This is a genomic window from Photobacterium andalusiense, assembly GCF_900185625.1.
GTDB classification, from domain to species: domain Bacteria; phylum Pseudomonadota; class Gammaproteobacteria; order Enterobacterales; family Vibrionaceae; genus Photobacterium; species Photobacterium aquimaris.
The window spans coordinates 362,125-385,826 of record NZ_FYAJ01000004.1 but is presented as its reverse complement, the minus strand read 5'-3'; the positions used below and the strand labels follow the sequence as shown (position 1 = coordinate 385,826).

The window sequence follows — 23,702 nt, the reverse complement described above, 5'->3', positions numbered from 1 at the left end:
ACCGTCTATAAACGATGTAAAAAAAACAGCCTTTAGATATTCTCTGAAGGCTGTTTTTTATTACGTCACATTTATTATTAATTCACTGAGGTTATTTATAACGCTCAGTTCTAAAGCCCATTAGCAAGCTAATACACATAATAATTAAAATAAACGTAAACGGTAATGCGGTTGAAATCGTACCAGCTTGCAATGCTTGAATTGCTTGCGTGCCACCAACCCATAATAGTGCAATTGCAATTAAACCTTCAATTGACGCCCAGAAAACACGTTGTGGAATTGGAGCATCAATTTTACCACCAGCAGTAATACTATCGATAACCAATGAACCTGAATCTGATGAGGTTACAAAGAACACTAAAATCAGAATAACAGAGATAAACGATAAAATACTACCAAATGGTAATGCATCATACATCTGGAACATTGCTAGTGGTACTTCAGTAATACCCTTCGCTCCTAATGTACCAATATGATCCATAATTTGGTGAATTGCTTGACCACCAAAGACAGACATCCATACTGAAGTAACCACGGTCGGTGTAATAATAACCGCAATTAAGAATTCACGAACGGTACGGCCTTTTGAGATACGAGCAATAAACGAACCAACAAATGGTGACCATGAAATCCACCACGCCCAATAAACAATTGTCCAAGCATGCATCCACTTTTCATCAGGACGATTATAAGGGTCACTTAATGGAATAAAGTTTTCAATATAACCCATAATTGTTTTTGGTAAGGTATCCATAGAAACAGAAAAACCAACCAAAGCAACAAAAACAAGTAATACAACCGCGACTAACATATTAATGTTACTGAGTAATTTAACCCCAGAATCAATACCTTTAACCACTGAATAAATAGCGGCCATAGTCACTACAACAATTATTGTTATTTGTAAGCCTAGGCCACCATGCATTCCAAATACATGATTAATACCACTTGCTGCTTGCTGAGCACCTAAACCCAATGAAGTAGCCAAACCAAACAGTGTTGCTAAAACAGCAAGAATATCAATAACATGACCAGGCCAACCCCATGTACGGTCACCTAAAATAGGGTAAAATACAGAACGAATAGAAAGCGGCAACCCTTTGTTATAGCAGAAAAATGCCATAGACAAACCAACAACAGCATAAATGGACCATGGGTGTAAACCCCAATGGTACATAGTTGCGCCCATCGCAACTTTAAATGCTTCTGGCGTACCAGGAGTTACATTTAACGGTGTTGAACCACCCCAGCCCGTAAAGTAAGCGGCAGGCTCAGCAACACTCCAGAACATTAAGCCGATACCCATACCAGCAGCGAAAAGCATCGATAACCATGACAATGTTGAATGGTCTGCTTTTGCTTTTTGTCCACCAATACGGATACGACCATAAGGTGAAACAATTAATGCTAAACAAAAAAGGACAAAGAAATTACCTGCCCATATAAATAAAGAAGCAAACTGATTAACAATCGCTCCTTTAACGCCGTCTAATGCTGCTTTTGCGGTTGCTGGATCTGAAATTAAAATCGCCACTAAAAAAATGATTATAAGTCCAGCACTCACACCAAAAACGGCATTATGCACATCAAAACCCCACTTTTGGACATTATCTTGGCCAATAGTGTAATCTGTATTATCTATACTATATTTATCGTGTTTACTCATTTATTACATCCTGTTAGGTATCGCCTCAACTATAATATTTAGTCATGTAAACAAAAATCAAAGCGCCATTATATAACCATTAATAGGCGAGAACTGTCAACATAGAGAAAAAACAGCAATATAGGCTATATTCACTATTTCTAAATCTAAATATATTCGCTGTTATTGATTAGTTTTAATGACCATAATCGTATCTTTATTTGTACTCTAATCAATCATTGATACAACTTTAGTTCATTTTAAATTTTTAACTGTTTTTTATATGCAACGATAACAAATTAAAATTATTTTTATGACGTTTAATCAATAGATTAGCGATAATATTGAAAAATAAGACAATCAATAATATTTACAATATATAGACAAACAATTGTTACGCTTATTTATCATATTATAAGACTGAATTAGTTTTTATTTATCGATGTATTTTAATCGTGAGTAAAAACTATTAGCAAGATAAGAAAACCGTAGAAATGACGTATAATTAATTATTAAGTTTGCAGAAATTAAAATTAAATTGGTGATATTTCATACAAAACAGCACCAAAAAATAGTCAAATAACAATACTAGAATCGGTTAATTAAACTCAAGAGAGATAAAAGTACACCCTTTTGAACAACCAATACCAGGTTGATCGCTCTGTTCTGGTGTAATAAGCATTAATGGTTGTAGGCAATGTTCACAAGCAACAACTTTACCTTGCATAACTTTTTTAATCACAGCGTGCTGATCGCTAAATGATTTCTTGGTTTGCTTATTCAATTGCGAAAAATCTAATTTCATGTTTTGATCTCTTGCGTTAACCATAAAAAGGGCTGTTCACCCTTTTTATTAATACCATGATGATTTTATAATTCAAAATCATCAAAATCATTATTATCTATTTGACGCTCAAGATATGCGACTAAATCATCATGACCGCCAATATAATGACCCGCTAAAATAATCTGTGGTACAGTTCTTACATTAACATTGGCAAATTGATGAATAAAATCAACCATCACTGTTTTGGTTAACTGTTGTCCCAATACTAATGTTGAATACTCGATACCCTGTTGATCAAGTAATACTTTTGCTTTTACGCAATAAGGGCAATTAGGTTGTGTGATAACAACATTTTGGTATGCCATTAACTGCTCTATTGTCAAACCTTGGTCAGTGCTCATAAACTCATTTATCTTCTAGATCAAAAATGGCATTAACGATAAAACAATATCAAGTACTAGTAAATTTTATCAACAACACAATCTAAAAAAACAGTGAAAAAAGTACAAATATCACCCATCTTATTCAGTTTACCCACTCAAATATATAAAAATTACACACTGCATAAGTTTGACAAACAAGTTAACAATTTTTACTTCAACAGATATTGAATAATCATTAAAAATAGATAATATGAATCATGACAGTGAAATAAGTTATTGCCACTAAAAGGCTTTTTATCACTAACTCAATCACTGATAAGCATTTTATAAATCACTATTTACACACACTTCATTATTCATATACGGATGTATTGATTTTTTATAATATTCCAAAGGAGAGCACTGGTGGATATTTCAGCTGTCACATATCAAACATACAATAAAGGTGAACTTACGCAGCTACTGGATATTGCCCGTGATGCTATTCGAGGCCATTTTTCAGATAAAGCTATTTCAACCTCAGCACCGAAACTGAATCACTACACCCGCAAAATGTTGCAGCCAGCAGCATGTTTTGTAACCTTAGAAGTTAACGGACAACTGCAAGGTTGCATTGGCTCAACCGTTGCAACAAGACCTTTAATTTTAGAGATGCACAATAAAGCGATTGCGAGTGCCTATGAAGATCGCCGTTTTATGCCTCTTGCTGAAGATCAACTTGATGATTTAAGTATTGAAGTAGAAGTTCTATCGCCACTGGTTATTCAGCCGTTTAGTACCGAAGCAGAGTTATTTGAATATTTATCTCATCACAAACAAGGCGTGTTATTAATAGATAAACATGTACAGACGGTTGTATTACCTAGCGCATGGCGTCGAGGGTTATCAACCCCGCAATTTATACAGCTACTCAAGCAAAAAGCCGGTTGGTCGACTAATTATTGGTCCGACACCATGGTCATTAAAACATTTACCACTTGTGCACTAAAAGAAAATTTCAAAACAATCCGTGGTAAATATTTCTAATATTAATACCATAATTAACCTTATCCAGACAAAACAGCATGTTCTCTAACGCTGTTTTGTCGACAAGATAACATAGCTTCTTTTCACTCATGACATAGTTAACAACATCCAACCTCTAAGGTTATTCAATCTTTCATTTATATAGTGATAACCCAAATGAAAACTCTGTTTCGTTGTTGTTGTATGCTGATATTATTATTGAGTGTAAACAGCTGTAGTGTACTTACAGCAAACAAACCCTCTGTTTGGGTTAAATTAACCACTCAAACTGCTAATTTTCACACTGATAACGATAACGTTATTCTCAATGGATCATCATCAAAAAAATTCTATAACCACCTTCGCCTTACTTGCTCACAAGGCACTGTTAATATTAATAAAATTAAAATCAATTATGACAATGGTGAATTTCAGCAATTTAGAACAAAAGGCTTAATGACACAAAATAGCACTAGCCCACCAGAATTACTTGATTATCCTGATAGCAAAATTACTGCAATTGAAATCAACTTTCATAGCCTTGGTAACAAACAATTATCAATCGTTGGCATTACCCCCAAAGCTATCATTGAAGTTTGGGGGAAAGAACAACAGCCAATCATCTTTAGTTAGCAACAATGTTGACGCATAACGTCACTCGTTGCTGACATTAAGCGGTTATACAATCGAACCTAATGCAATATCAACCCATACTAAACGATGATCAGAGCTGGCTGTTGGCTTCTCGCGACCTTTATTATCAACTATCAATTGTCGTAATGGGTGTCTTTTTGAAGGCCAGAACACACCGCTACTTAATACGGTTAGATTCGCTGAAGGCAACACATAATCTAAACGCATACCTCCTAAATGCGTCCATTCATTACTCCTTCCTTTACGTCGCTGCCATGGTCGGTATTCACTACCACCAATGCTTTTAGGTGTTAACGGCCCATGACTTACTTGTTGATGAATACGAGTATGATTAAGCAAATGTTTAATCGGCGCTTTTAAACCATCGCCATCAACCACGTCAGCATTAAGATCACCTAAGACAATAAATGCTTGTTCATCACTTAAACCACCACCATTTCCGTTATCATCTTCTAAATAATCTGCATTATCGAGAATATCGCAAACTAATTGAATTTCATCATGATTACGTTTGGCATTACGCCGTTCAGGGCCATCAAATACTGGTGGCGTTGGGTGGCAACACACAAGATTGATGACTTGCTGATCACATTCAATAGGTACAATAAGATGATTTTTAGAAGATAATCGTAATATATCGATGGCTTCATTACTGTAAAAGTCACGGGGAATTAATGCATTAGGTATTTTATTCCACAACATATGTTGCCATGAGCGAATATTTTCATTTTGGATTGGATACTTAGATAATAATACAAATCCAAAATTACCATGAAAATGGCCGAACCCCATTCCATCTCCAGGTAATGAAATGACACCGTCATTATTTAAATCAACCTCTGTTAGCAATCCAGTATTGGTTGCAGGACATAAGCGATATGGATATTCGATAGGATGTTGATCATATTGGCCTATAGATAAATAATTATCACAGAAATTAGCCAAAGCTCCATCATCACCCCCCTCCCCAAGATGATCAAACTCACACAGTAATATCACATCAGGTGCAGCATGCTGAATAATGGCAGCTAAACGTCGTAACCGCGGATTATTAAAGCCTGTAGTTAACGCTAATATTTTTTCAGGTTCTGTATCAGACATCGAAATATTAAACATTGCAACACGAAGAGATGGCTGACAATTAGATGCAGGTTTCACTTAACATTCTCATATACTTATACTTTCATTGCACATATTGTAATAGCCATTGTCTATTCAACCAATAACAAACACACCAATGATTACTCTAATAAGCCTAACGATTACCGACTAATGCATTTAATGCCAAACGAATTTGTTTGGCATCATGACTTGCTCGATGCCGCACTGGACCTTGCCGCTCAAGTGCTAATTGAAAATGTACACGCTCAATACCATTCTGTTGCTTTAACCAACAACAGATCTCTGTCAGCATAAATGAAGGTCGCATATGTGCAGCATGATATAACCGACCTAACCAAAATAAGTCCCATTCACTGTCGCAAAAAACCAACTCATATTGCCCAAGTACCGCATTGAGGTGTCGGCAAACATCAACTACTTGTTTACCATTAGTTTCTAATTCTGAACGGGGGATTTTATGAATATGTGACTCAGAAAAAGCATCCCAATACACCCATTCATCACTAGCAGATAAAGGGTTAATCAATAAACTATTATCGGTACCATTAGGCAGTGAATATCCTACTTCTATTGGATAAGAAAATTCGGATAATCCTGATGCTTCAAAATCTAACGTCGCCCACATATACACTCCCTGTTAGGAATATCATATTAATCACTTGTATCTATGAATTTGATAGTATTTATTAATAACAAAAAGCTCAATACAAGCTAAATGTAGACCGTTAGATCATTATCACCAAAAAATACGAGGTTGATTTTTTTATTCAACGGTTATAAATCATGTTTATTTGAATAAATATCTTACATATCAATAAATACGTACTGTTAATAGGTGTTCACTTTTGTTAGGTATATAATAGCAAAAGAATCAATATCAACGGGTCTCATAATGATTACATCTCCTACACCGATACTGGGTTTCGCTGGATTTAGCGGCTCCGGAAAAACAACCCTGCTTGAACAACTTATCCCTTTACTTAAACAGCACCATTTACGGATAGGATTACTCAAGCATAGTCATCATGATATTGATCCCGATGAACCTGGAAAAGATAGCTATCGTTTACGCCATGCTGGTTGCAGTCAAACCTTACTCGCCACCAAATCACGACATATGCTGTATTTTGAGTACCCACAGGAAGAGCGCCAAGATCCTGAATTAAATCATTGTTTAAGCCAGCTTAATCATGACTTATTGGATCTGGTCTTAATTGAAGGTTTTCGTGATCAACCGTTTCCAAAAATAGAAATTCATCGTCCAAGTTACGGTAAACCATTACTTTATCCAACGGATAACACTATTTTAGCGTTTGCAACTGATCAATCGGCGCCAGATGACTGTGAATTACCGCTATTAGATTTAAATAATCCACATTCTATTTGTCAGTTTATTCTGGAATGGTTAGCACAATAACTATTAGGATCATAAAAAACCGCAGCTAAAAAAATTATGGCTGCTTTTTTAGCATTGAAAAAATCATCATTCCGCTATGGTGATTTACTTGATATGTAAGTGCCAATTTCCCCGCAAAATAAGTAAATTGAGTGACATTAGTTAATTGTTCTAAATACCGTTTTTGCCGATGTGGGGCTAAAGGATCATTGCAGGTCCGTGTTGTTACTGCTGCATGTTGACCTAAGACCTTAATTGAACCTGGCGGTAATAACGGCTTAATCGTAATGGTATAGTTATTACAATCAACCATACCAACAAAATGGCCGTTAATATAACGTAAGGTTATTTTACTGCTATTTGTTACAGGATCACCATAACGCCAACTCTCAAGCTGCCATTTTGTGTTGGCTAATATTGCTGGGGTTAACCTCACGATCGGTTGATGGCTGGGAATTTCGACTAATTTATGTTGTTCTAATATCCAAATATGACGCGCGACATCACCTGGACAACAAGCAGGATCGTGCTTTCCTGCTTGTATAACATCAACGATTATTTGATGGTTTTTAATCACTAACCCTTTAATACGAACTCGATCACCAACGTAGTGAGTAGCAATATTAACGAGCTTATTATGTTGATAAGCCATTACGGCAATATATAAATATTGACCACTTCCCCCAGGTGAATAATTTAGCAGCACCACAGCCATAGGAGCATTATTTGAAGTTAAGGGACCTACTGCTATCAAATCATTTAATAACATCACTTGTGGCATCACATTCCCCCCAGGTTGGTAGGGTTCACCAGCCCATAAACCTTGCTGTAAATGAACAGTGCCACCAATCGAATCGATACCATGATAATAAGCCTGTTGTAACACAGGTAATGAATAATCGTATGATTGGCCGTTGCTGCTCGACTTAAGAACGGTGGCATGGCTCATTAATGAAGAAGATGGCTTTTGCTGTGATTCGATTACATGAGAATCTAACGTTGTCATCTCTGCAGCCATTATTGTTGAGCTATAAATAGCAAATAGGCTCATAAATACAGGGATAAAACGTTTCATAGATATTCCTTTTTAAGGCTTTAACACGATATCTCATCGCTCGATGATGCTGTAATATATCTCTGACACAAAAGACTCATAATAGTTCCTCAATAAATACTAACACCGTATTTATTATGCTGTTATTAGAAATCGAACATCTTATAAATAACCAAAATCCAATTGTATTACCTTTTTAAACCGTTAAAATGCGCGCTTGTTTTTGACGATCACCAAGATGGTTAGGTTTAATCATGTTCATAAAAATAACTGCAATAGCAACATTATTACTGACATCAAGTGCTTCATTTGCCAGTCCATCTTCTACCTTAAAAACAGCAACATTTGAACAACTTGTTCAACAGCAAGCACAAACAGCACCACTACAACTTATTGATTGTCGTAACAGCAATTTCTATAATGGTTGGCCAGAAGCCCAGCAACAACATGGGGGTCATATTGCTGGCGCTGTTAACATCGATGCAAATTGGCTAAAAACGTTAGATACTGCAGCCTTTCAAACACTATTGCGTGATAAACACCTTAAGCCTGACCTGCCAACATATTTATATTGCTCTGCAGATAAAGCACAGCAATTAACCACAGCTTTACAGAATCAAGGTTACCACTCATTAACCACGATTGATCAACCACTCAATGACTACCATGGTAAACTTATTGCGTTACCTCACTTTCAACAACTGGTGCCAGCATCATGGTTAAATGATCTTATTACTGGCAAACACCCACGTTATGCACCAAAGCATGGCTATAAAGTGGTTGAAGTTGAATGGGGCCCCCCCGCGAAATATTTACTCGACCATATTCCTGGAGCCTTATACGTAAATACCAACACTATCGAATCCAAACCATGGTGGAATAAGGTAAGCAACCAAGCATTGGCACAAGTTATTGCAAATCTCGGTATCCGTTATGACACCACGGTTATTCTCTATGCTCGCAATAATATGTCGGCTGCACGCTTTGCTAACTTCTTAATGTATGCAGGTGTTAAAGACGTGCGATTATTAAATGGTGGCTGGACAGCATGGTCTGAAGCTGATTATCCCACAGAGCATTTACCTAATTACAATAAAACCCCGGTTGCATTTGGTGAAAAAATTCCAGCAAACCCACAATATTTAATCGATACTGCGCAAGTGAAAGCATTGTTGAAAAAACCTGTTAATCAACAATCTGTTGTTAGTGTTCGTACATGGCCAGAATATATTGGCGAAACCAGTGGTTATGATTACATTAAGCCTAAAGGCCGTATTGAAGGAGCTAAATGGGGGCATGCAGGTTCAGATTCTTACCATATGCAAGATTATCTTAATCCCGATCAAACAATGAAAAGCGGTCATGAAATTACTGCTCAATGGGCAAAATGGAACATTAAACCTGATCAGGATGTGGCGTTTTTCTGTGGTACAGGTTGGCGAGCATCAGAAGCATTTTTCTTTGCTCATATTCTCGGTTGGAAAAACATCAGTGTTTACGATGGCGGTTGGTATCAATGGAGCGCCAATAAAAATAACCCAATCGCAGAAGGACCTATTACTCCTGCAAGCGTGCACTAAGTAATTAGTCCACTAGATACAACAACGGCAGTGCAATACGCCTTAAACAACGCTGTATTGCCTGCCATTTTTAAACTCGTTAACAATACTGATATAATTTATGGCACGCCGTGACCTTTTGACGCCACCCAAACACGATAAAACTGCTCACGTGACAAACTAAAATTAAGGGCTGCAACTGCAGATCTTACTCGCTCAATATTCCCCGATCCCATAATAGCTATTGGATGTGATGGCAAACAACGAATCCAAGCATAAATAACTTGATCGATACTATCAGCACCAATTTCAGCCGCAATTTCAGTTAACGTCGCACGAACTCGAATATGTTGTTCACTACTACCATTAAAGATATCACCGCCAGCTAAACACGACCATGCCATTGGACGAATACGCTTCATTTGCAATTGATCAAGCGTACCATCATGTGCCACCTCAAAATTAAGTGGATTAATTTCTACTTGGTTGGTCACTAAAGGTTGATCAAGTCGTGATTGCAGTAAATCAAATTGCGCAGGAGCAAAGTTTGACACCCCAAAATGATTCACTTTTCCTTGTTGCTTTAACTCAGCAAACGCTGCTGCAACTTCATCGGCATCCATAAGCACATCGGGACGATGAATTAACAGCAAATCAATATTCTCAATCTGTAAATTAGCCAATGAGTTATTAACTGACTCAGTAATATGCAACTTACTAGTATCATAATGGTTAATACGACGTTGAGGGTATTTAGCGTTACACAAATTTATATCGCATTTGGTCACTATTTGTAACTGCTGACGCAAGCTTGGCTTTAATGCTAATGCTTCACCAAATAACGCTTCACATTGATAGCCACCATAAATATCAGCATGATCAACCGTGGTGATCCCCAATTCAAGGTGTTGCTCTAAAAAGGCCAGTCGTTGTTGTGTTGTCATGCCCCATTCAGCTAAACGCCAATAGCCTTGCACTAACTCTGAAAATTGTAATTGCTGCGCAACCATTGTAACTTGATTAACCATTGAAACCATCCGTTGTTAATTAATACTGATTAGCGACCATCCTAGAAGCCTCTATCCACAGCCGCAAACAGATTTATTAAAAACAAAGTCTGCAAACTAAAAATCATGACTTAGGCAGCAACTTATCAATAAAGGCCTTGCTAATTTAGCGCTTAACACAAATAGCAGAGCGAACAGATTGAAGATTTATCGCACTCATTACCTGCTTTGGATCAGCACTATAAGCTTGATTTAAGGATTTTACTGATAATTTACTTTTTAAATATTCAGTGTAATCATTGAATTTATGATGACTATAAGCGGTTGGGTACATTTTGCTACAACTGTCATACCATTCGACATAACGCTTAAAAAATAATGCCGCTTGTGCTGGCGTCATTTTACTCATGGTTAACGCCATATCTTTGGTTAACTGAAAATGTTGATAATCAATCGGAGAATCCCAAAATCCACCCCAATATTGAAAGCCATTACGGGCAAAAATATCAATGACGACTTCAGCCATACCTCGACTATTTGGCTTACCAAAACGGTAACTGGCGCGATTGGCATAACGCGTACCTTGAGTTGGGCTAAATTTAGCGTTGCCATTACCACTAAACGTCACAAATGGATTTTGCAGTGGATTAATATCTATTGCAGCACCATAAGCATGCAAGGATAAGCTACCCGTTCCAGCAACTGGGCGATAATTAAAAGCCGAGGTATTATTAGCGGTCATCGAACGAGTATCATTTCCACCATAGGCTTCAATCGGTACCGCTTTATGAATAGGAAAACCGTGCTGATATAAAGCATCAAATATTTTACCCACATACGGCGCAACAGCATCCATTACCACCAATTGACCATTAGCATGCGCTTTGCCAGCAAAATCACGGTAATTGAAGGTAACTTTTTTAAGTCGTTGGCAAGGAACAGGTGCGGCCGCAGCCATGACGCCAGCTTTGGTCATCGCTTGGCATTCAGCTATTGATATAGCATTAATTTGAGCAGCACTAACTGAAAACGTGGTACTTACTGTGGCTGCCACCAATAACGACATCGATATATGACGATAACAAATGATCATCTTTGAAGACCTGTCTATAAAATAGCGATAAAAAAGACGTGCCTTTGCACGCCTATCAATAGAGTATCAATACATTAAAAGCTGATCGGCTTACGTCCCGTTGCTGTATCTGCTTTCTTATCGGCTTTTTCTGCTTCTTTTTTAGTCACTGAGCGATTCTTACTGGTTGACGGAGTGGCTTTATTTTTTTTAGCTTTTACTGCTGGTGTTTTTTTATCTTTTTTAGCCTGTTTTTCTATAACAGCTACTTGAGGTGTTTTCTGCTCTCTAACTTGAGCTTCTTGCACCGGTTGATCACAAATAACTACGAAATATTCACCATTAAACTCTATCACGTCACCATCATAGATTTTACAACGCTTACGTAATTCAATTTCACCATTTACAGCAACATAACCTTCGGATATAGCATATTTAGCTTCCCCACCACCACTGACCAGATTGGCAATTTTAAGCACTTTATAAAGTTCAATTGGTTGTACAGAGACTTCAACTTCCAGCGCTTCTACTTCTATTTCTTCAGACATTTTGTACACTCAAATAATAAAACAAGAACTGACTTAAATTCTACCTCACTACCAAACATAAAGTGAAACAAATGATAGATTCCAGCTTAGTGACTATTTTTTTAGACCTAAGTCGTTAAAAATCAATTTTGTCCATTTTTATTGACACTCAAACATCACCATTATTTAACTCTACAGCAATAAAAGATCACTAAAATATCCCCAAATCGACTTATAATAATAATCAACCTTGGCTAATCTTGGTTTTTATCACCGTTATTTGCTCGGATCTTCGTCAACAGGTATGCTACCTAGGGCAAAAAGCAAGCGAATAACTATTTTATTACACATGGCTATGTTCTGATTAGCACAACTAGTGCTATAATCCGCGACCTCACATGTGACAGTAATTGTTTATAGAGAAAAACAATGACAGATTTATCTAAATACAGAAACATCGGTATTTTCGCGCACGTTGATGCGGGCAAAACTACTACTACAGAGCGTATCCTTAAGCTAACTGGCCAAATCCACAAGATTGGTGAAGTTCATGACGGTGAGTCAACAACTGACTTCATGGAACAGGAAGCTGAGCGCGGTATTACTATCCAGTCAGCAGCAGTAAGCTGTTTCTGGAAAGATCACCGTTTCAACGTTATCGATACTCCAGGACACGTTGACTTCACAGTTGAAGTTTACCGTTCTCTTAAAGTACTTGATGGCGGTATCGGTGTATTCTGTGGTTCTGGTGGTGTTGAACCACAATCAGAAACTAACTGGCGTTACGCGAACGAATCAGAAGTTGCTCGTATCATCTTCGTTAACAAACTAGACCGTATGGGCGCAGATTTCTTCCGCGTTACAGATCAAGTTAAGAAGGTACTAGGTGCTACTCCACTTATCATGACACTTCCAATCGGTCGTGAAGATGATTTCGTTGGTGTTGTTGACGTTCTAAACCGTCAAGCATTTGTATGGGATGACTCAGGTCTTCCAGAAAACTACGAAGTACTACCTGTTCCTGAAGACATGGTTGACGACGTTGAAGCTTACCGTGAAGAAATGATCGAAACTGCTCTTGAGCAAGACGACGATCTTCTAGAAGCTTACATGGAAGGTGAAGAGCCTTCTATCGAAGATATCAAGCGTTGTATCCGTGCTGGTACTCGTACTTGTACTTTCTTCCCAACGTTCTGTGGTTCAGCATTCAAAAACAAGGGTATGCAACTTGTTCTTGATGCGGTAATTGATTACCTACCTTCTCCAACAGAAGTAGACCCACAGCCGTTAACTGATCCAGAAACTGGTGAGCCAACTGGTGAAGTTGCAACAGTATCTGTTGACGAACCATTCCGCGCACTTGCGTTTAAGATCATGGACGACCGTTTCGGCGCCCTAACTTTCGTTCGTATTTACTCTGGTAAGCTAAACAAGGGTGACACCATCCTTAACTCTGCTACTGGTAAAACAGAGCGTATCGGCCGTATGGTTGAGATGCAAGCGAACGACCGTAACGAACTTACTTACGCTCAAGCTGGTGATATCATCGCTATCGTTGGTATGAAGAACGTTCAAACTGGTCACACTCTTTGTGATATTAAGCATGAGTGTACTCTTGAGCCAATGATCTTCCCTACTCCAGTAATCTCAATTGCTGTAACGCCTAAAGATAAAGGCGGTTCTGAGAAAATGGGTATCGCGATCGGTAAAATGGTTGCAGAAGATCCATCTTTCCAAGTTGAGACTGACGAAGAAACTGGCGAAACAATCCTTAAAGGTATGGGTGAGCTTCACCTAGACATTAAGGTTGATATCCTTAAGCGTACATACGGCGTAGACCTAATCGTTGGTCAACCTCAAGTTGCTTACCGTGAAACTATCACGAAGCCAGTTGAAGATAGCTACACGCATAAGAAGCAATCTGGTGGTTCTGGTCAGTTCGGTAAGATCGACTACGTAATGAAGCCAGGTGAAGTAGGTTCAGGCTTTAAGTTCACATCATCTGTAATCGGTGGTAACGTTCCTAAAGAATTCTGGCCTGCAATCGAGAAAGGCTTCAAGGGCATGATGGACACTGGTGTTCTAGCTGGTTTCCCTGTTCTTGACGTTGAAATCGAGCTTCTTGATGGTGCATTCCACGCAGTCGATTCATCTGCAGTAGCATTTGAAATCGCAGCGAAAGGCGCATTCCGTCAATCTATGCCTAAAGCTGGTGCGCAACTTCTTGAGCCAATCATGAACGTTGACGTATTTACTCCAGAAGATCACGTTGGTGATGTTATCGGTGACCTTAACCGTCGTCGTGGCATGATCAAAGACCAAACTGCTGGTGTAACTGGTTCTCGTATTAAAGCTGACGTACCACTTTCAGAAATGTTTGGTTACATCGGTACTCTACGTACTATGACATCAGGCCGTGGTCAGTTCTCTATGGAGTTCTCACACTACGCACCTTGTCCTGCTAACGTTGCTGAAAAAGTAATCGCTGAGCAGAAAGAGCGTAACGCTAAGAAGTAATTTTTAATTACTCTAAGTGATGCCTTTAACCCCGAGGACTTTGTTCTCGGGGTTATTTTTTATCGGTACTTTTTATCTATATAACTTATCCTTCCTCTTTAACCTTCCTTGTACAGCCTCATCCCTTCACTACAAAGTTAAGCTACACTTTCGTTCATTATAACAATCAGCTTTATTGCTAAAATTACTAGGTGAAAAATTCACTTAATCGTAAAGTAATGCTTTTACCAATGACTATATCTATGAATATCATTATTGATGACTTACAAGGGTCTGCAGTTCAGGCGTTATTACAAGCACACTTAACCGATATGAATGCCACGGCACCAGCAGAAAGTGTGCATGCATTAGATCTAACCCAACTTCAACACCAGAATGTGACTTTTTGGTCTATCTGGGATCAACACCAATTAGCTGGATGTGGTGCAATAAAGCACTTAAACACAACCACGGCTGAAATAAAATCAATGCGAACAGCCGATGCATTTCGAGGCCAAGGTGTAGCTTCACTATTACTGCAACATATTATTACTTATGCAAAAACGCATGGCTATCAACAACTAAGCTTAGAAACAGGTTCAATGGACTTCTTTACACCATCACGTGCGCTTTACACTAAACATGGATTTATTGAATGCCCGCCTTTTGCTGATTATCAACCAGATCCTCATAGCACGTTTATGACACTTAATCTGTTGGCATAAAAAAAGAACGCCGCGGCGTTCTTTTTTTATTATCTCACGATGTGCAAGCAGTATTAATCTTTAAGAAAGGTTGTGGCTAACGCTGTTACAGAAGCATCAAACACTTGCTGTAATGGTGCAACCGCTAAGCCCTCTATAGAGCCTTCTTGCGCTGATTTTTCAAACGTTAAACATAGCTGATGTAATTGCATTAGTCCCATCGTACCCGATGCACCTTTAAGTGTGTGGGCTTGTTTGGCAACTTCTGGTAAATCATTATTTGCAATAGCTTGTTGTAACGCCACTAGCGTTTTACTTGCCGAATCACCAAATAAGCTAATTAACTGCTTCACTTGTGCTGCACCAAGTACTTGTAAATCACTACCCAAAACAGATTCTTTTACAAGAGGTAACGTCTCATCAATTTCTGTAAGTTGTGGTTTTTCTTCACCAGCACCTTTTTCAATAACCACTCGCTTATCTCCTTTTAAAATACTGTTCATCGTCTCGATAAGTTGCTGCTCAACCAATGGCTTTGGCAAAAATCCTGAAAAACCAGCATTGAGATAAATTTCAACTTCTTCTCTAAATACATGGGCAGAGAATGCCACCATCGGAGTTGGCTCTTGCCACGATGCATTGTTAATACTATCAATACGGCGTAATTGATGTAACAACGTAATACCATCAGTATCCGGTAAATTAATATCAAGTAATGCTAAATCAAACTGCTCTTTACGATAATACGCCTCAGCTTGTGCACCATCTTCAGCAATAACCACAGTATGACCCAATCGCTTTAGAAATCCCTCTGCGACCATGCAGTTCACTGGGTTATCCTCAACCAAAAGAATATGCGCTGCCGGTACAATAACTTGATTAGCATCGGTACTTAATGCTGCCTCTCCAGGTTCTAAAGGTAAAGCAAACCAGAAGCAACTTCCCTCACCAATGACTGAATCAACGCCAATCTCGCCATCCATTGCAGCCACGATATGTTTACTGATGGCTAAGCCAAGTCCTGTACCTTCAATCGATTTACGCCCCGCTTCTGCTTGTTGGAAGGCATTAAATAATAGCGTTTGCTCACTGGTATCAATACCGATCCCTGAGTCTTGAACTGAGAACAGTATTTCATCAGGCATATCAGGGTGTGACTGCACATTGATGGTGACTTTACCAGTATCTGTAAATTTAATCGCATTACCCACTAAGTTAACCAGTACCTGTCGAATACGGCTTTCATCACCAAACCAAATAGCATCAGCTTCTGGCTCAATATGATATTCAAACCCAATTCGCTTTGCTACAGCACGTCCATGAAGCATATTAAACACATCAACAACCATACGTTTTAAAGCAAAATCGCTTGGTCTAATATCTAAATGCCCAGCTTCAATTTTAGAGTAATCTAAAATATCATTGAGAATATCAAGCAGGTTTTCACCACTACGGTTAATCACATCTAAATAGCGTTTTTGTTGACTACTTAAATCTGTATCGGCGAGCAAAGACGCAGTCCCTAACACACCATTCATTGGCGTTCTTATTTCATGGCTCATGGTTGCTAGGAATGCTGATTTAGCTCGATTGGCTTTTTCTGCCTCATCACGGGCTTTATAATGATTATAAACTTCTTCATTTAAACGACTGTTGATACGTTCTAACTCGCCGGTACGCTTTGCAACCAACCGTTCTAAACTTGCTTTATGCTGTTGCAATTCCTGCCTAATTTTAGCTTCTGCTTGTGCTAATCGATAACGCTCATTAGCAGTATCACGCGCGACTAAAATTGCCCGCCCCATTTGCGCTAACTCATCATCACCATCAACATCAAGTTGAATACATAAATCACCGCGAGTTAGCGATAATAAAGCGCGGCTATAGCGGTTAATACGACAAATCACCTGCATGTACACAATGCGCCACATGATCAACACCAATGCTAATAAGCCAATGGCTGAAATAACAATCAGCGTATTACGGGCAACGGTGAGAGTCTGATCAACTTGCTTAACTGCCTGTTGAGTATTGACATTAGCTGCAGCTATTATTTCATCAACGGTATTATTTAACTGTTGAAATAACACTAAGTTTTGCTGATCTAATCGCTGTACATCCTGCTTCGCATAAATTAATTGCTCACCAACACTAAACAGTAAATCACCGCGCTCAAGCTTAGCGGTTTCTTTCATTAACTGTTCTGAACGACTAGGATCCTCAACGGATTTAACCCGATGGCTAATAATATTAACGGCATTATTAAAGCGTGTCTTTAATGCTACTAGCGATTTAATATCAATAATACGTTCAGATTCATCCAACATATTAATCACTTGTAATGATAAAAATCGTAATTCAAATAGCCGCTCAGATAAGTCCATATCAACTTCAACTAAGCTATCAAGAGCATTATAAACAGCCGGTTTATTATTAGCGGCGACTAAGTCATAAATCCGTGACACGTTTGCCACTGCAATTGTATTAGCATTCGCCACTTGCGATTGAGATAAGTTATCAATTTGATGTGTCGCCTTAGTCATTGCCGCAGTTAACTGATCCAGTTGACTTTGTAAATCTATCTGTCTTCCCACTAGCAACCCAAGTAAAGCTAAATTATCGACAATGCGCTTTACATCATCTTCTAATTTCACCATTAATGGCTGATCAAACGAATATTGCTCCAGTGCGTGTAAACTGCGATTTAGAGCTTCGATATGAATCGTTAACGCACGCCCTTGTTGCATCCGTTCTGATTCAAATTTTGATTTCGCCAACACTTGAGCATTAAAAATAATCCGCGAACTCAAATCTGATAATTTTCTCGCTTCAGCTAAAGCAGGTACTGCGGAATTAATCACGGTACGCTCAGTTTGAGCAACTAACGAAAAGCCTGCTACACCGATCATAACGGCAATGATCATCAAACCAGCCATGGCAGAAAAGGCCAACAACAATTTGGTTCCGATACCTTTTCGAGTAAACGTCATAAATAGTCTCTATCTCATAAATCTTGTTTAGAATGGTGAATCGCCACGATAAATATGGCTTGTGTAATACTGGCTATTTCACCAAACACAATAAAGCGGTACTATTTTGCCAGCGATATGGCTTTAGACCTAAATAATGTTGGTAACAATGCGCATTTTATTTTTTATTTTAATGATTTTATCCACTCAATCTGCGTTTGCACTCGAGGTGATTTCATATCAACCTCCTTTTCAAACGGACAAAAAACCGACAAAAATTCAATACTCCTTTTTAACCTCGGTCACAAAACCGTGGAAAGTCTGCGCAGTGTATCCACATTTAAAAGATTCTTATTGGTTGTCGATCAATTATGGAATGGTTGAGCAAGCAAAAAAACTTGGTATTACGCTAAAAGTGCTTGAAGCTGGCGGCTATAGCAACCTTGATAAACAACAGAGTCAGTTAAAAGCTTGCCACCGTTGGGGAGCAGATGCCATTATTTTAGGCACCGTTGATGCGCACGCCTATAACGGTAAACTATCCTCTTTAATTGGTAATACTCCGGTATTTTTAATGACCAATAATATTGATTTTACTGATCCTGATATTCGTCAGCATGTAAAAGCAAAAGTTGGAGTTAATTGGTATGACATGGGCAAAGCCGCTGGCACTTACCTTGCTAAATTACACCCTAAAGGTTCAGGTAAAGTCCGTATCGCATGGCTTCCTGGTCCACAATTACGTGGCGGCACTAAACCTGTTACTAAAGGTTTTAAAGCCGCGATAGCGAATAGCGATATTGAGATTGTCACCACGTTATGGGACGACAACAGCAAAGAACTGCAACGTAATTTATTACAGCAATTATTTACTGATTATAAAAACATTGATTATATCGTTGGCGGCGCTGTTGCTGCTGAAGTCGCTATCAGTGAGTTACGTACTAACCATATTACCAATATTAAAATTGTATCAACATATCTAAGTCATGGTGTTTACCGTGGTTTACGTCGCCATAAAATTTTATTTGCCCCCACTGATAAAATGGCAGAGCAAGCGCGATTATCAATCGATCAAACCGTGCGTTACCTCGAGAAAAAACCAATGGTGCTCGATATATCGCCTTTGATTGTCGATTTAACCCCTCAGCATTTACCTGCCGAGGTTATTCGTAACTCGTTATCACCCGCTGAATTTCGACCATCATTCTACGTTAATGACCATCATATCAGTCGATAACCTTATATAAACCAGGGCCTATAAAGATCAATATCAATAATTTATGGGCCACAACAAACTTTTAGCCTAATCTGATTTACACCCTGTCTAGTCTTTGATACTTATAAGTCTTATCACCTAGCTTCATCAAGATTTACTTGAGATTAAAAGGACGATCATGATTACCACCACTCGTACAATGGCAGCTAAAAAAAATATCGCTCTCGTTGCTCATGATAATTGCAAAACGGCATTACTGCGCTGGGTGAAAGAACACCAACATAAGTTAGCGAATCATGCCCTTTATGCAACGGGGACAACAGGACATTTACTTGAAAAAGAAACAGGGTTACCAATTACTTGTTTAATTAGTGGTCCAATGGGAGGCGATCAACAATTGGGGGCATTAATTTCAGAAAGCAAAATTGATATGATGATTTTCTTCTGGGATCCACTCAATGCTGTACCACACGATCCTGACGTAAAAGCATTACTACGCATCTCTGCTGTGTGGAATATTCCTGTTGCAACCAACCGTGCCAGTGCGAATTTTATCGTCACTTCTCCTTTGCTTGATAAAGAAATTGATATCGAAATTCCAGATTACGACGCTTACCTAAAGCAACGCTTAGATTAACTATCTCGGCTCTATAATCAGTGTAATCACTAAGCCTTCGCTAATGCCGAAGGCTTTTTATTATCATGATTTAGACAATATATTTAAGCCAAAATTAATAATTCATTATATGGTTATAAGTAGTCTAATAAGGAGTCGCCAATGAAAGCTTGGATGTTACAACAACCAGATGGGCTGCAAGCCTTATCACTGACAACAGCGACGAAGCCTATTCCTGCCGCCGATGAGATTTGTGTAAAAGTTGCAGCGGTAGGACTCAACCCGATTGATTACAAACTCACCGAGTGGGGCTATGCAACATGGAATTACCCCCAAATCATAGGTCTTGATGTCGCGGGTAATATTGATAGCGTCGGCGCCAATGTCCACCAATTTAAAATTAACGATAGAGTGATGTTCTTTGCCGATCCTCGCTCTGCCGGTGGCTTTGCTGAATATGTGTGTGTTAAAGCCATAGCTGTCAGCCGTATTCCATTAACACTATCATTTACTGATGCTGCAGCCTTACCCTGTGCAGGTTATAGCGCATGGATAGCTGTACACGATAAATTATGCGTTGCTGCAGGGCAACATATTGCTATTACTGGAGCGGGAGGCGGTGTCGGTGGCTTTGCTGCACAACTTGCAAAACTTGCAGGGGCGCATGTCTATGCCATTGCAGAACGACAGCATCATCCTCGATTACTTAGCTACGGTATTGATGCTGTTATCAGCCCCCAACAAAATGTTGCGCTTGAACTCATCAATCTGACTGAAGATAGATTATTACACGGCGTGATTGATTGTATATCTGCACAATCTGGTAGCATAATGAGCGCGCTAATTCGTTATAATGGCCATATCGTCATGGTCGCCAATCAATTTGATCAAGTGCCGTTACTTGCGACAACTAAAGCGTTAAGCATTCATGAAGTTGCATTACAGGGTACCTATGCTCATGGCGCACCTGAACACATCAGCCATCTTGCTGATATTGGTAATAATATAAGTAATTTAATCGCCGATGGGCACATATCAAGTATGGTTGAAAAAATAGTCCCCTTTGACAAACTCGCACAAGCACTGACTGAATTAAAAAACCAAACCCATTCAGGAAAAATAGTTGTGCATATAAGCACATAGCATTAACTTTTTGATAAAAAAAAGCCCCACTATTAGTTATCACTATCATAAATGACATTTAATAGCGGAGCTTTATGTTATCAACCGTGTTTATTTAGTACGTTTGATTTTATTATTAACTGGGTACTTATCTTCAATTAATTCATTAATAAACGGTGAAGTTTTATCTGGATTAGCACACACCCAAACATGCTTTTTCGCCCGTGTTAATGCCACATAGAATAAGCGTCTTTCTTCCGCATCATTATAGGTTTCAGTACGCGATTGCATAATTGCCGCTAAACCTGTTTCACGATCCGGTGATGGGAAAATCCCCTTATTAACATCAACAATAAACACATAATCAGCTTCACGCCCTTTACTGGAGTGACATGTCATGTATTCCAAGTTAAGCTGCGGCCACTGTGTTTTCCATTTTTCAAATTTCTCAGGTTTCTGCTTATTATTTCGACCAAGAATCAATACAGTCGTACTCTTGTTCTCATAATGTTTACTAAGACGAATTAACTCTTGCGGTAATAAATCAGTCGCTAATAAAGTGACCGCTTTCTTACTCTGCTTAATAAAACTGGTTAATTGCTTCTTAATTTGACTTGGATTTTGTTGAATAAACACATTAGCCACTTCACCAATCATGCTATTAAAGCGATATGTTGTTGAAAGTTCACTAATATTACTATTGCTAAAACGGTCTTTAAAGTCAGTGGTTAAATTAACGTCAGCCCCTGCAAAGTGATAAATAGCTTGCCAATCATCGCCAACGGCAAATAACGTTGGTGTCGAATGACCCGCCACTTTCTGATGGCATAACGCTTCAATTAACGCTAATCGTTGTGGTGAAATATCTTGGTATTCATCAACCATAATATAGCGCCACGGCGAGACAAACTTACCCGCTTTAACATACTCAGTAGCAACTTCAATCATACTATTAAAGTCTATTTGCTTTTTCACTTTTAAGTGTTGTAAATAGGCTTGATAGCATGGCCATAATAACGCTAACTCACTTTTCATTCGTGGTCGCATTGCTGGATTATTATTATTTACAATCGCCTCAAGCAACGCTTCTTTTTTCATACCTGACTGACCAAGCAACTCAATATGACGCCACACCCAAGCTTGTAATTGTTCATTTTCAGCTTGTTGTTCCATTGAGTTTTCTTTACTAAATCCAGGTACTCGCCATTGAGTAAGGTGACGTTGCCATTTACTCGCTGCTGTTGAGTTATTCCATTGTTCAATTAACATCCGCGCCAACCATGCACTACGGGCACGCACATCTAATGTAATTGAGGCTACGTTGGGTTTATCGTGTTCAACATCACGAATAATCTGTGAGCCAAGACTATGGAAAGTGGCGACTTTGACCCGATCACTGACCTTTTGCTTTAGTCTATCAGTCATCTCTTCGGCAGCTTTACGCCCAAATGATAACATCAAAATGTCTTCTGGCACTGCTGCCTGACTGGCAATAAGATAACCAGCACGAGCAACTAACACACTGGTTTTGCCCGTACCCGCACCTGCTAATACCAAGTTATAATCTTGATTAATGAGAGCTGCTGTACGTTGTGATTCATTTAATGGCGATTTCTCAAAGCTATCAAACCATGAACCCCATTTCTGTGATTGTTGTACTAACCATTGTTGATTATGCTCTTCAACCCACGCCTGATGTTCACCTAACCAAGGAGAGATTTTTTCAAAACTACGGGGTCTAAATGTTGCAGCAAGCTCAGGACTTAGGTCTGAATCATGTAAGCTATCATTAAGGAACTGATGTAATTCATGATGTTCAGAATGACGCAAATAGCCTGATTTATTTGAAAAAATTGCAATTCGTTGCAGCATTTCAGGCAACATCGCATCTAATTTATCAACGCGGCTTTGTGCCCAATCTTGATAACTACGAACTAAAAATGCAGCGAAAGGTTTACATTCGTGCCAAGGCAAACCATGAACTGTCCAACAGTATTGTTGGTTTGAAGACGTCAGCTCAAGCGCACCCCATAATACACCACGATGGATTTCAACCGACCCATCCCAGTCATCAAAAGAGATCACATCAGACGAAGTCTGACTATCTAATACCAAGCTATTACCGTCTAAAGCGATACTGTAATAATCACCTTGAACTAACCATTGTGCTAGTCGACTGGCACTTAATTGCATTGTGATTCCACCAATTGTTCCATGCTTTAATTAGGCTGTAATACTCATTACTGGCCGGTAACCGAGTTAATCAACCTCGATTGAATCATTACTTGTCACCCGTTTATCGGGAGAATGTCACTTAGAATATCAATAACTCTCGTGTAGCCATAGCCTTGAAACGTCTATTTGG

At 38.8% G+C, this 23,702-nt stretch carries 20 protein-coding genes; 9 read left to right on the top strand and 11 right to left on the bottom strand.

From position 1 onward, the window contains the following. Positions 1-91: 91 nt before the first annotated feature. From PAND9192_RS12600 to PAND9192_RS12590, 3 genes are all read right to left on the bottom strand, one after another. Positions 92-1,666, bottom strand: coding sequence for a BCCT family transporter (locus PAND9192_RS12600; RefSeq protein WP_087854095.1), 1,575 nt, complete (start codon positions 1,664-1,666; stop codon positions 92-94). A gap of 577 nt (positions 1,667-2,243) precedes the next feature. After that, a complete protein-coding gene (locus tag PAND9192_RS12595) occupies positions 2,244-2,450 on the bottom strand; it encodes a hypothetical protein (RefSeq protein ID WP_087854094.1) in 207 nt (68 codons plus the stop codon). A 65-nt stretch (positions 2,451-2,515) separates the two neighbouring features. After that, positions 2,516-2,833 carry a glutaredoxin domain-containing protein gene (locus tag PAND9192_RS12590; protein WP_087854093.1) on the bottom strand — a complete coding sequence of 106 codons (318 nt, stop codon included), beginning with the start codon at positions 2,831-2,833 and terminating at the stop codon, positions 2,516-2,518. Positions 2,834-3,220: 387 nt separating this feature from the next. Between PAND9192_RS12590 and amrA the strand changes: the two genes are divergently transcribed. After that, complete coding sequence (gene amrA / locus PAND9192_RS12585) at positions 3,221-3,841, top strand: AmmeMemoRadiSam system protein A (RefSeq protein ID WP_087854092.1); 621 nt, start codon at positions 3,221-3,223, stop codon at positions 3,839-3,841. A gap of 156 nt (positions 3,842-3,997) precedes the next feature. Continuing rightward, positions 3,998-4,453, top strand: a complete 456-nt coding sequence (locus PAND9192_RS12580) for a DUF2541 family protein (RefSeq protein WP_087854091.1) — start codon at positions 3,998-4,000, stop codon at positions 4,451-4,453. A gap of 45 nt (positions 4,454-4,498) precedes the next feature. Here the strand turns inward: PAND9192_RS12580 and PAND9192_RS12575 are convergent, their stop codons facing one another. Continuing rightward, a complete protein-coding gene (locus PAND9192_RS12575) occupies positions 4,499-5,632 on the bottom strand; it encodes an endonuclease/exonuclease/phosphatase family protein (RefSeq protein ID WP_306341512.1) in 1,134 nt (377 codons plus the stop codon). Between the two features lie 97 nt (positions 5,633-5,729). Next, complete coding sequence (locus PAND9192_RS12570; RefSeq protein WP_087854090.1) at positions 5,730-6,221, bottom strand: hypothetical protein; 492 nt, start codon at positions 6,219-6,221, stop codon at positions 5,730-5,732. Positions 6,222-6,488: 267 nt separating this feature from the next. On the opposite strand from PAND9192_RS12570, the gene mobB reads away from it, so the two are divergent. After that, the gene (gene mobB / locus PAND9192_RS12565) at positions 6,489-7,013 is read left to right on the top strand and encodes a molybdopterin-guanine dinucleotide biosynthesis protein B (protein WP_087854089.1); all 525 of its coding nucleotides are present in this window, start codon (positions 6,489-6,491) and stop codon (positions 7,011-7,013) included. Positions 7,014-7,047: 34 nt separating this feature from the next. Here mobB and PAND9192_RS12560 read toward each other — a convergent pair whose 3' ends face one another. Beyond that, positions 7,048-8,067: an META domain-containing protein gene (locus tag PAND9192_RS12560; RefSeq protein ID WP_087854088.1), complete on the bottom strand. Its 1,020-nt coding sequence runs from the start codon at positions 8,065-8,067 to the stop codon at positions 7,048-7,050. Positions 8,068-8,300: 233 nt separating this feature from the next. Here PAND9192_RS12560 and PAND9192_RS12555 point away from each other — a divergent pair, with 233 nt between their 5' ends. Then, on the top strand, positions 8,301-9,626 hold the full coding sequence (locus PAND9192_RS12555) for a rhodanese-like domain-containing protein (protein ID WP_087854087.1): 1,326 nt from the start codon (positions 8,301-8,303) through the stop codon (positions 9,624-9,626). 98 nt (positions 9,627-9,724) lie between these two features. Here PAND9192_RS12555 and PAND9192_RS12550 read toward each other — a convergent pair whose 3' ends face one another. From PAND9192_RS12550 to PAND9192_RS12540, 3 genes are all read right to left on the bottom strand, one after another. Further along, positions 9,725-10,633 (bottom strand): aldo/keto reductase, encoded by a 909-nt coding sequence (locus PAND9192_RS12550; RefSeq protein ID WP_087854086.1) that lies wholly within the window; start codon positions 10,631-10,633, stop codon positions 9,725-9,727. A gap of 145 nt (positions 10,634-10,778) precedes the next feature. Continuing rightward, the gene (locus PAND9192_RS12545) at positions 10,779-11,705 is read right to left on the bottom strand and encodes a M15 family metallopeptidase (RefSeq protein WP_370738390.1); all 927 of its coding nucleotides are present in this window, start codon (positions 11,703-11,705) and stop codon (positions 10,779-10,781) included. Positions 11,706-11,779: 74 nt separating this feature from the next. After that, positions 11,780-12,232 (bottom strand): RNA-binding S4 domain-containing protein, encoded by a 453-nt coding sequence (locus PAND9192_RS12540; protein WP_087854084.1) that lies wholly within the window; start codon positions 12,230-12,232, stop codon positions 11,780-11,782. Positions 12,233-12,640: 408 nt separating this feature from the next. Here PAND9192_RS12540 and fusA point away from each other — a divergent pair, with 408 nt between their 5' ends. Further along, positions 12,641-14,728 (top strand): elongation factor G, encoded by a 2,088-nt coding sequence (gene fusA / locus PAND9192_RS12535; RefSeq protein ID WP_087854083.1) that lies wholly within the window; start codon positions 12,641-12,643, stop codon positions 14,726-14,728. A gap of 242 nt (positions 14,729-14,970) precedes the next feature. Next, positions 14,971-15,432, top strand: coding sequence for a GNAT family N-acetyltransferase (locus PAND9192_RS12530; RefSeq protein WP_087854082.1), 462 nt, complete (start codon positions 14,971-14,973; stop codon positions 15,430-15,432). Positions 15,433-15,485: 53 nt separating this feature from the next. Here the strand turns inward: PAND9192_RS12530 and torS are convergent, their stop codons facing one another. Next, positions 15,486-18,401, bottom strand: a complete 2,916-nt coding sequence (gene torS / locus PAND9192_RS12525) for a TMAO reductase system sensor histidine kinase/response regulator TorS (protein ID WP_087854081.1) — start codon at positions 18,399-18,401, stop codon at positions 15,486-15,488. Between the two features lie 148 nt (positions 18,402-18,549). On the opposite strand from torS, the gene torT reads away from it, so the two are divergent. The 3 genes from torT to PAND9192_RS12510 all read left to right on the top strand — a co-directional run bounded on the left by torT (position 18,550) and on the right by PAND9192_RS12510 (position 21,358). Continuing rightward, positions 18,550-19,620 carry a TMAO reductase system periplasmic protein TorT gene (torT, locus tag PAND9192_RS12520; RefSeq protein ID WP_087854132.1) on the top strand — a complete coding sequence of 357 codons (1,071 nt, stop codon included), beginning with the start codon at positions 18,550-18,552 and terminating at the stop codon, positions 19,618-19,620. Between the two features lie 157 nt (positions 19,621-19,777). After that, positions 19,778-20,236: a methylglyoxal synthase gene (locus PAND9192_RS12515; RefSeq protein WP_087854080.1), complete on the top strand. Its 459-nt coding sequence runs from the start codon at positions 19,778-19,780 to the stop codon at positions 20,234-20,236. A 141-nt stretch (positions 20,237-20,377) separates the two neighbouring features. Next, positions 20,378-21,358, top strand: coding sequence for an alcohol dehydrogenase catalytic domain-containing protein (locus PAND9192_RS12510; RefSeq protein ID WP_087854079.1), 981 nt, complete (start codon positions 20,378-20,380; stop codon positions 21,356-21,358). A 90-nt stretch (positions 21,359-21,448) separates the two neighbouring features. Here the strand turns inward: PAND9192_RS12510 and helD are convergent, their stop codons facing one another. Beyond that, on the bottom strand, positions 21,449-23,530 hold the full coding sequence (helD, locus tag PAND9192_RS12505) for a DNA helicase IV (RefSeq protein ID WP_087854078.1): 2,082 nt from the start codon (positions 23,528-23,530) through the stop codon (positions 21,449-21,451). Between the last annotated feature and the right edge of the window lie 172 nt (positions 23,531-23,702).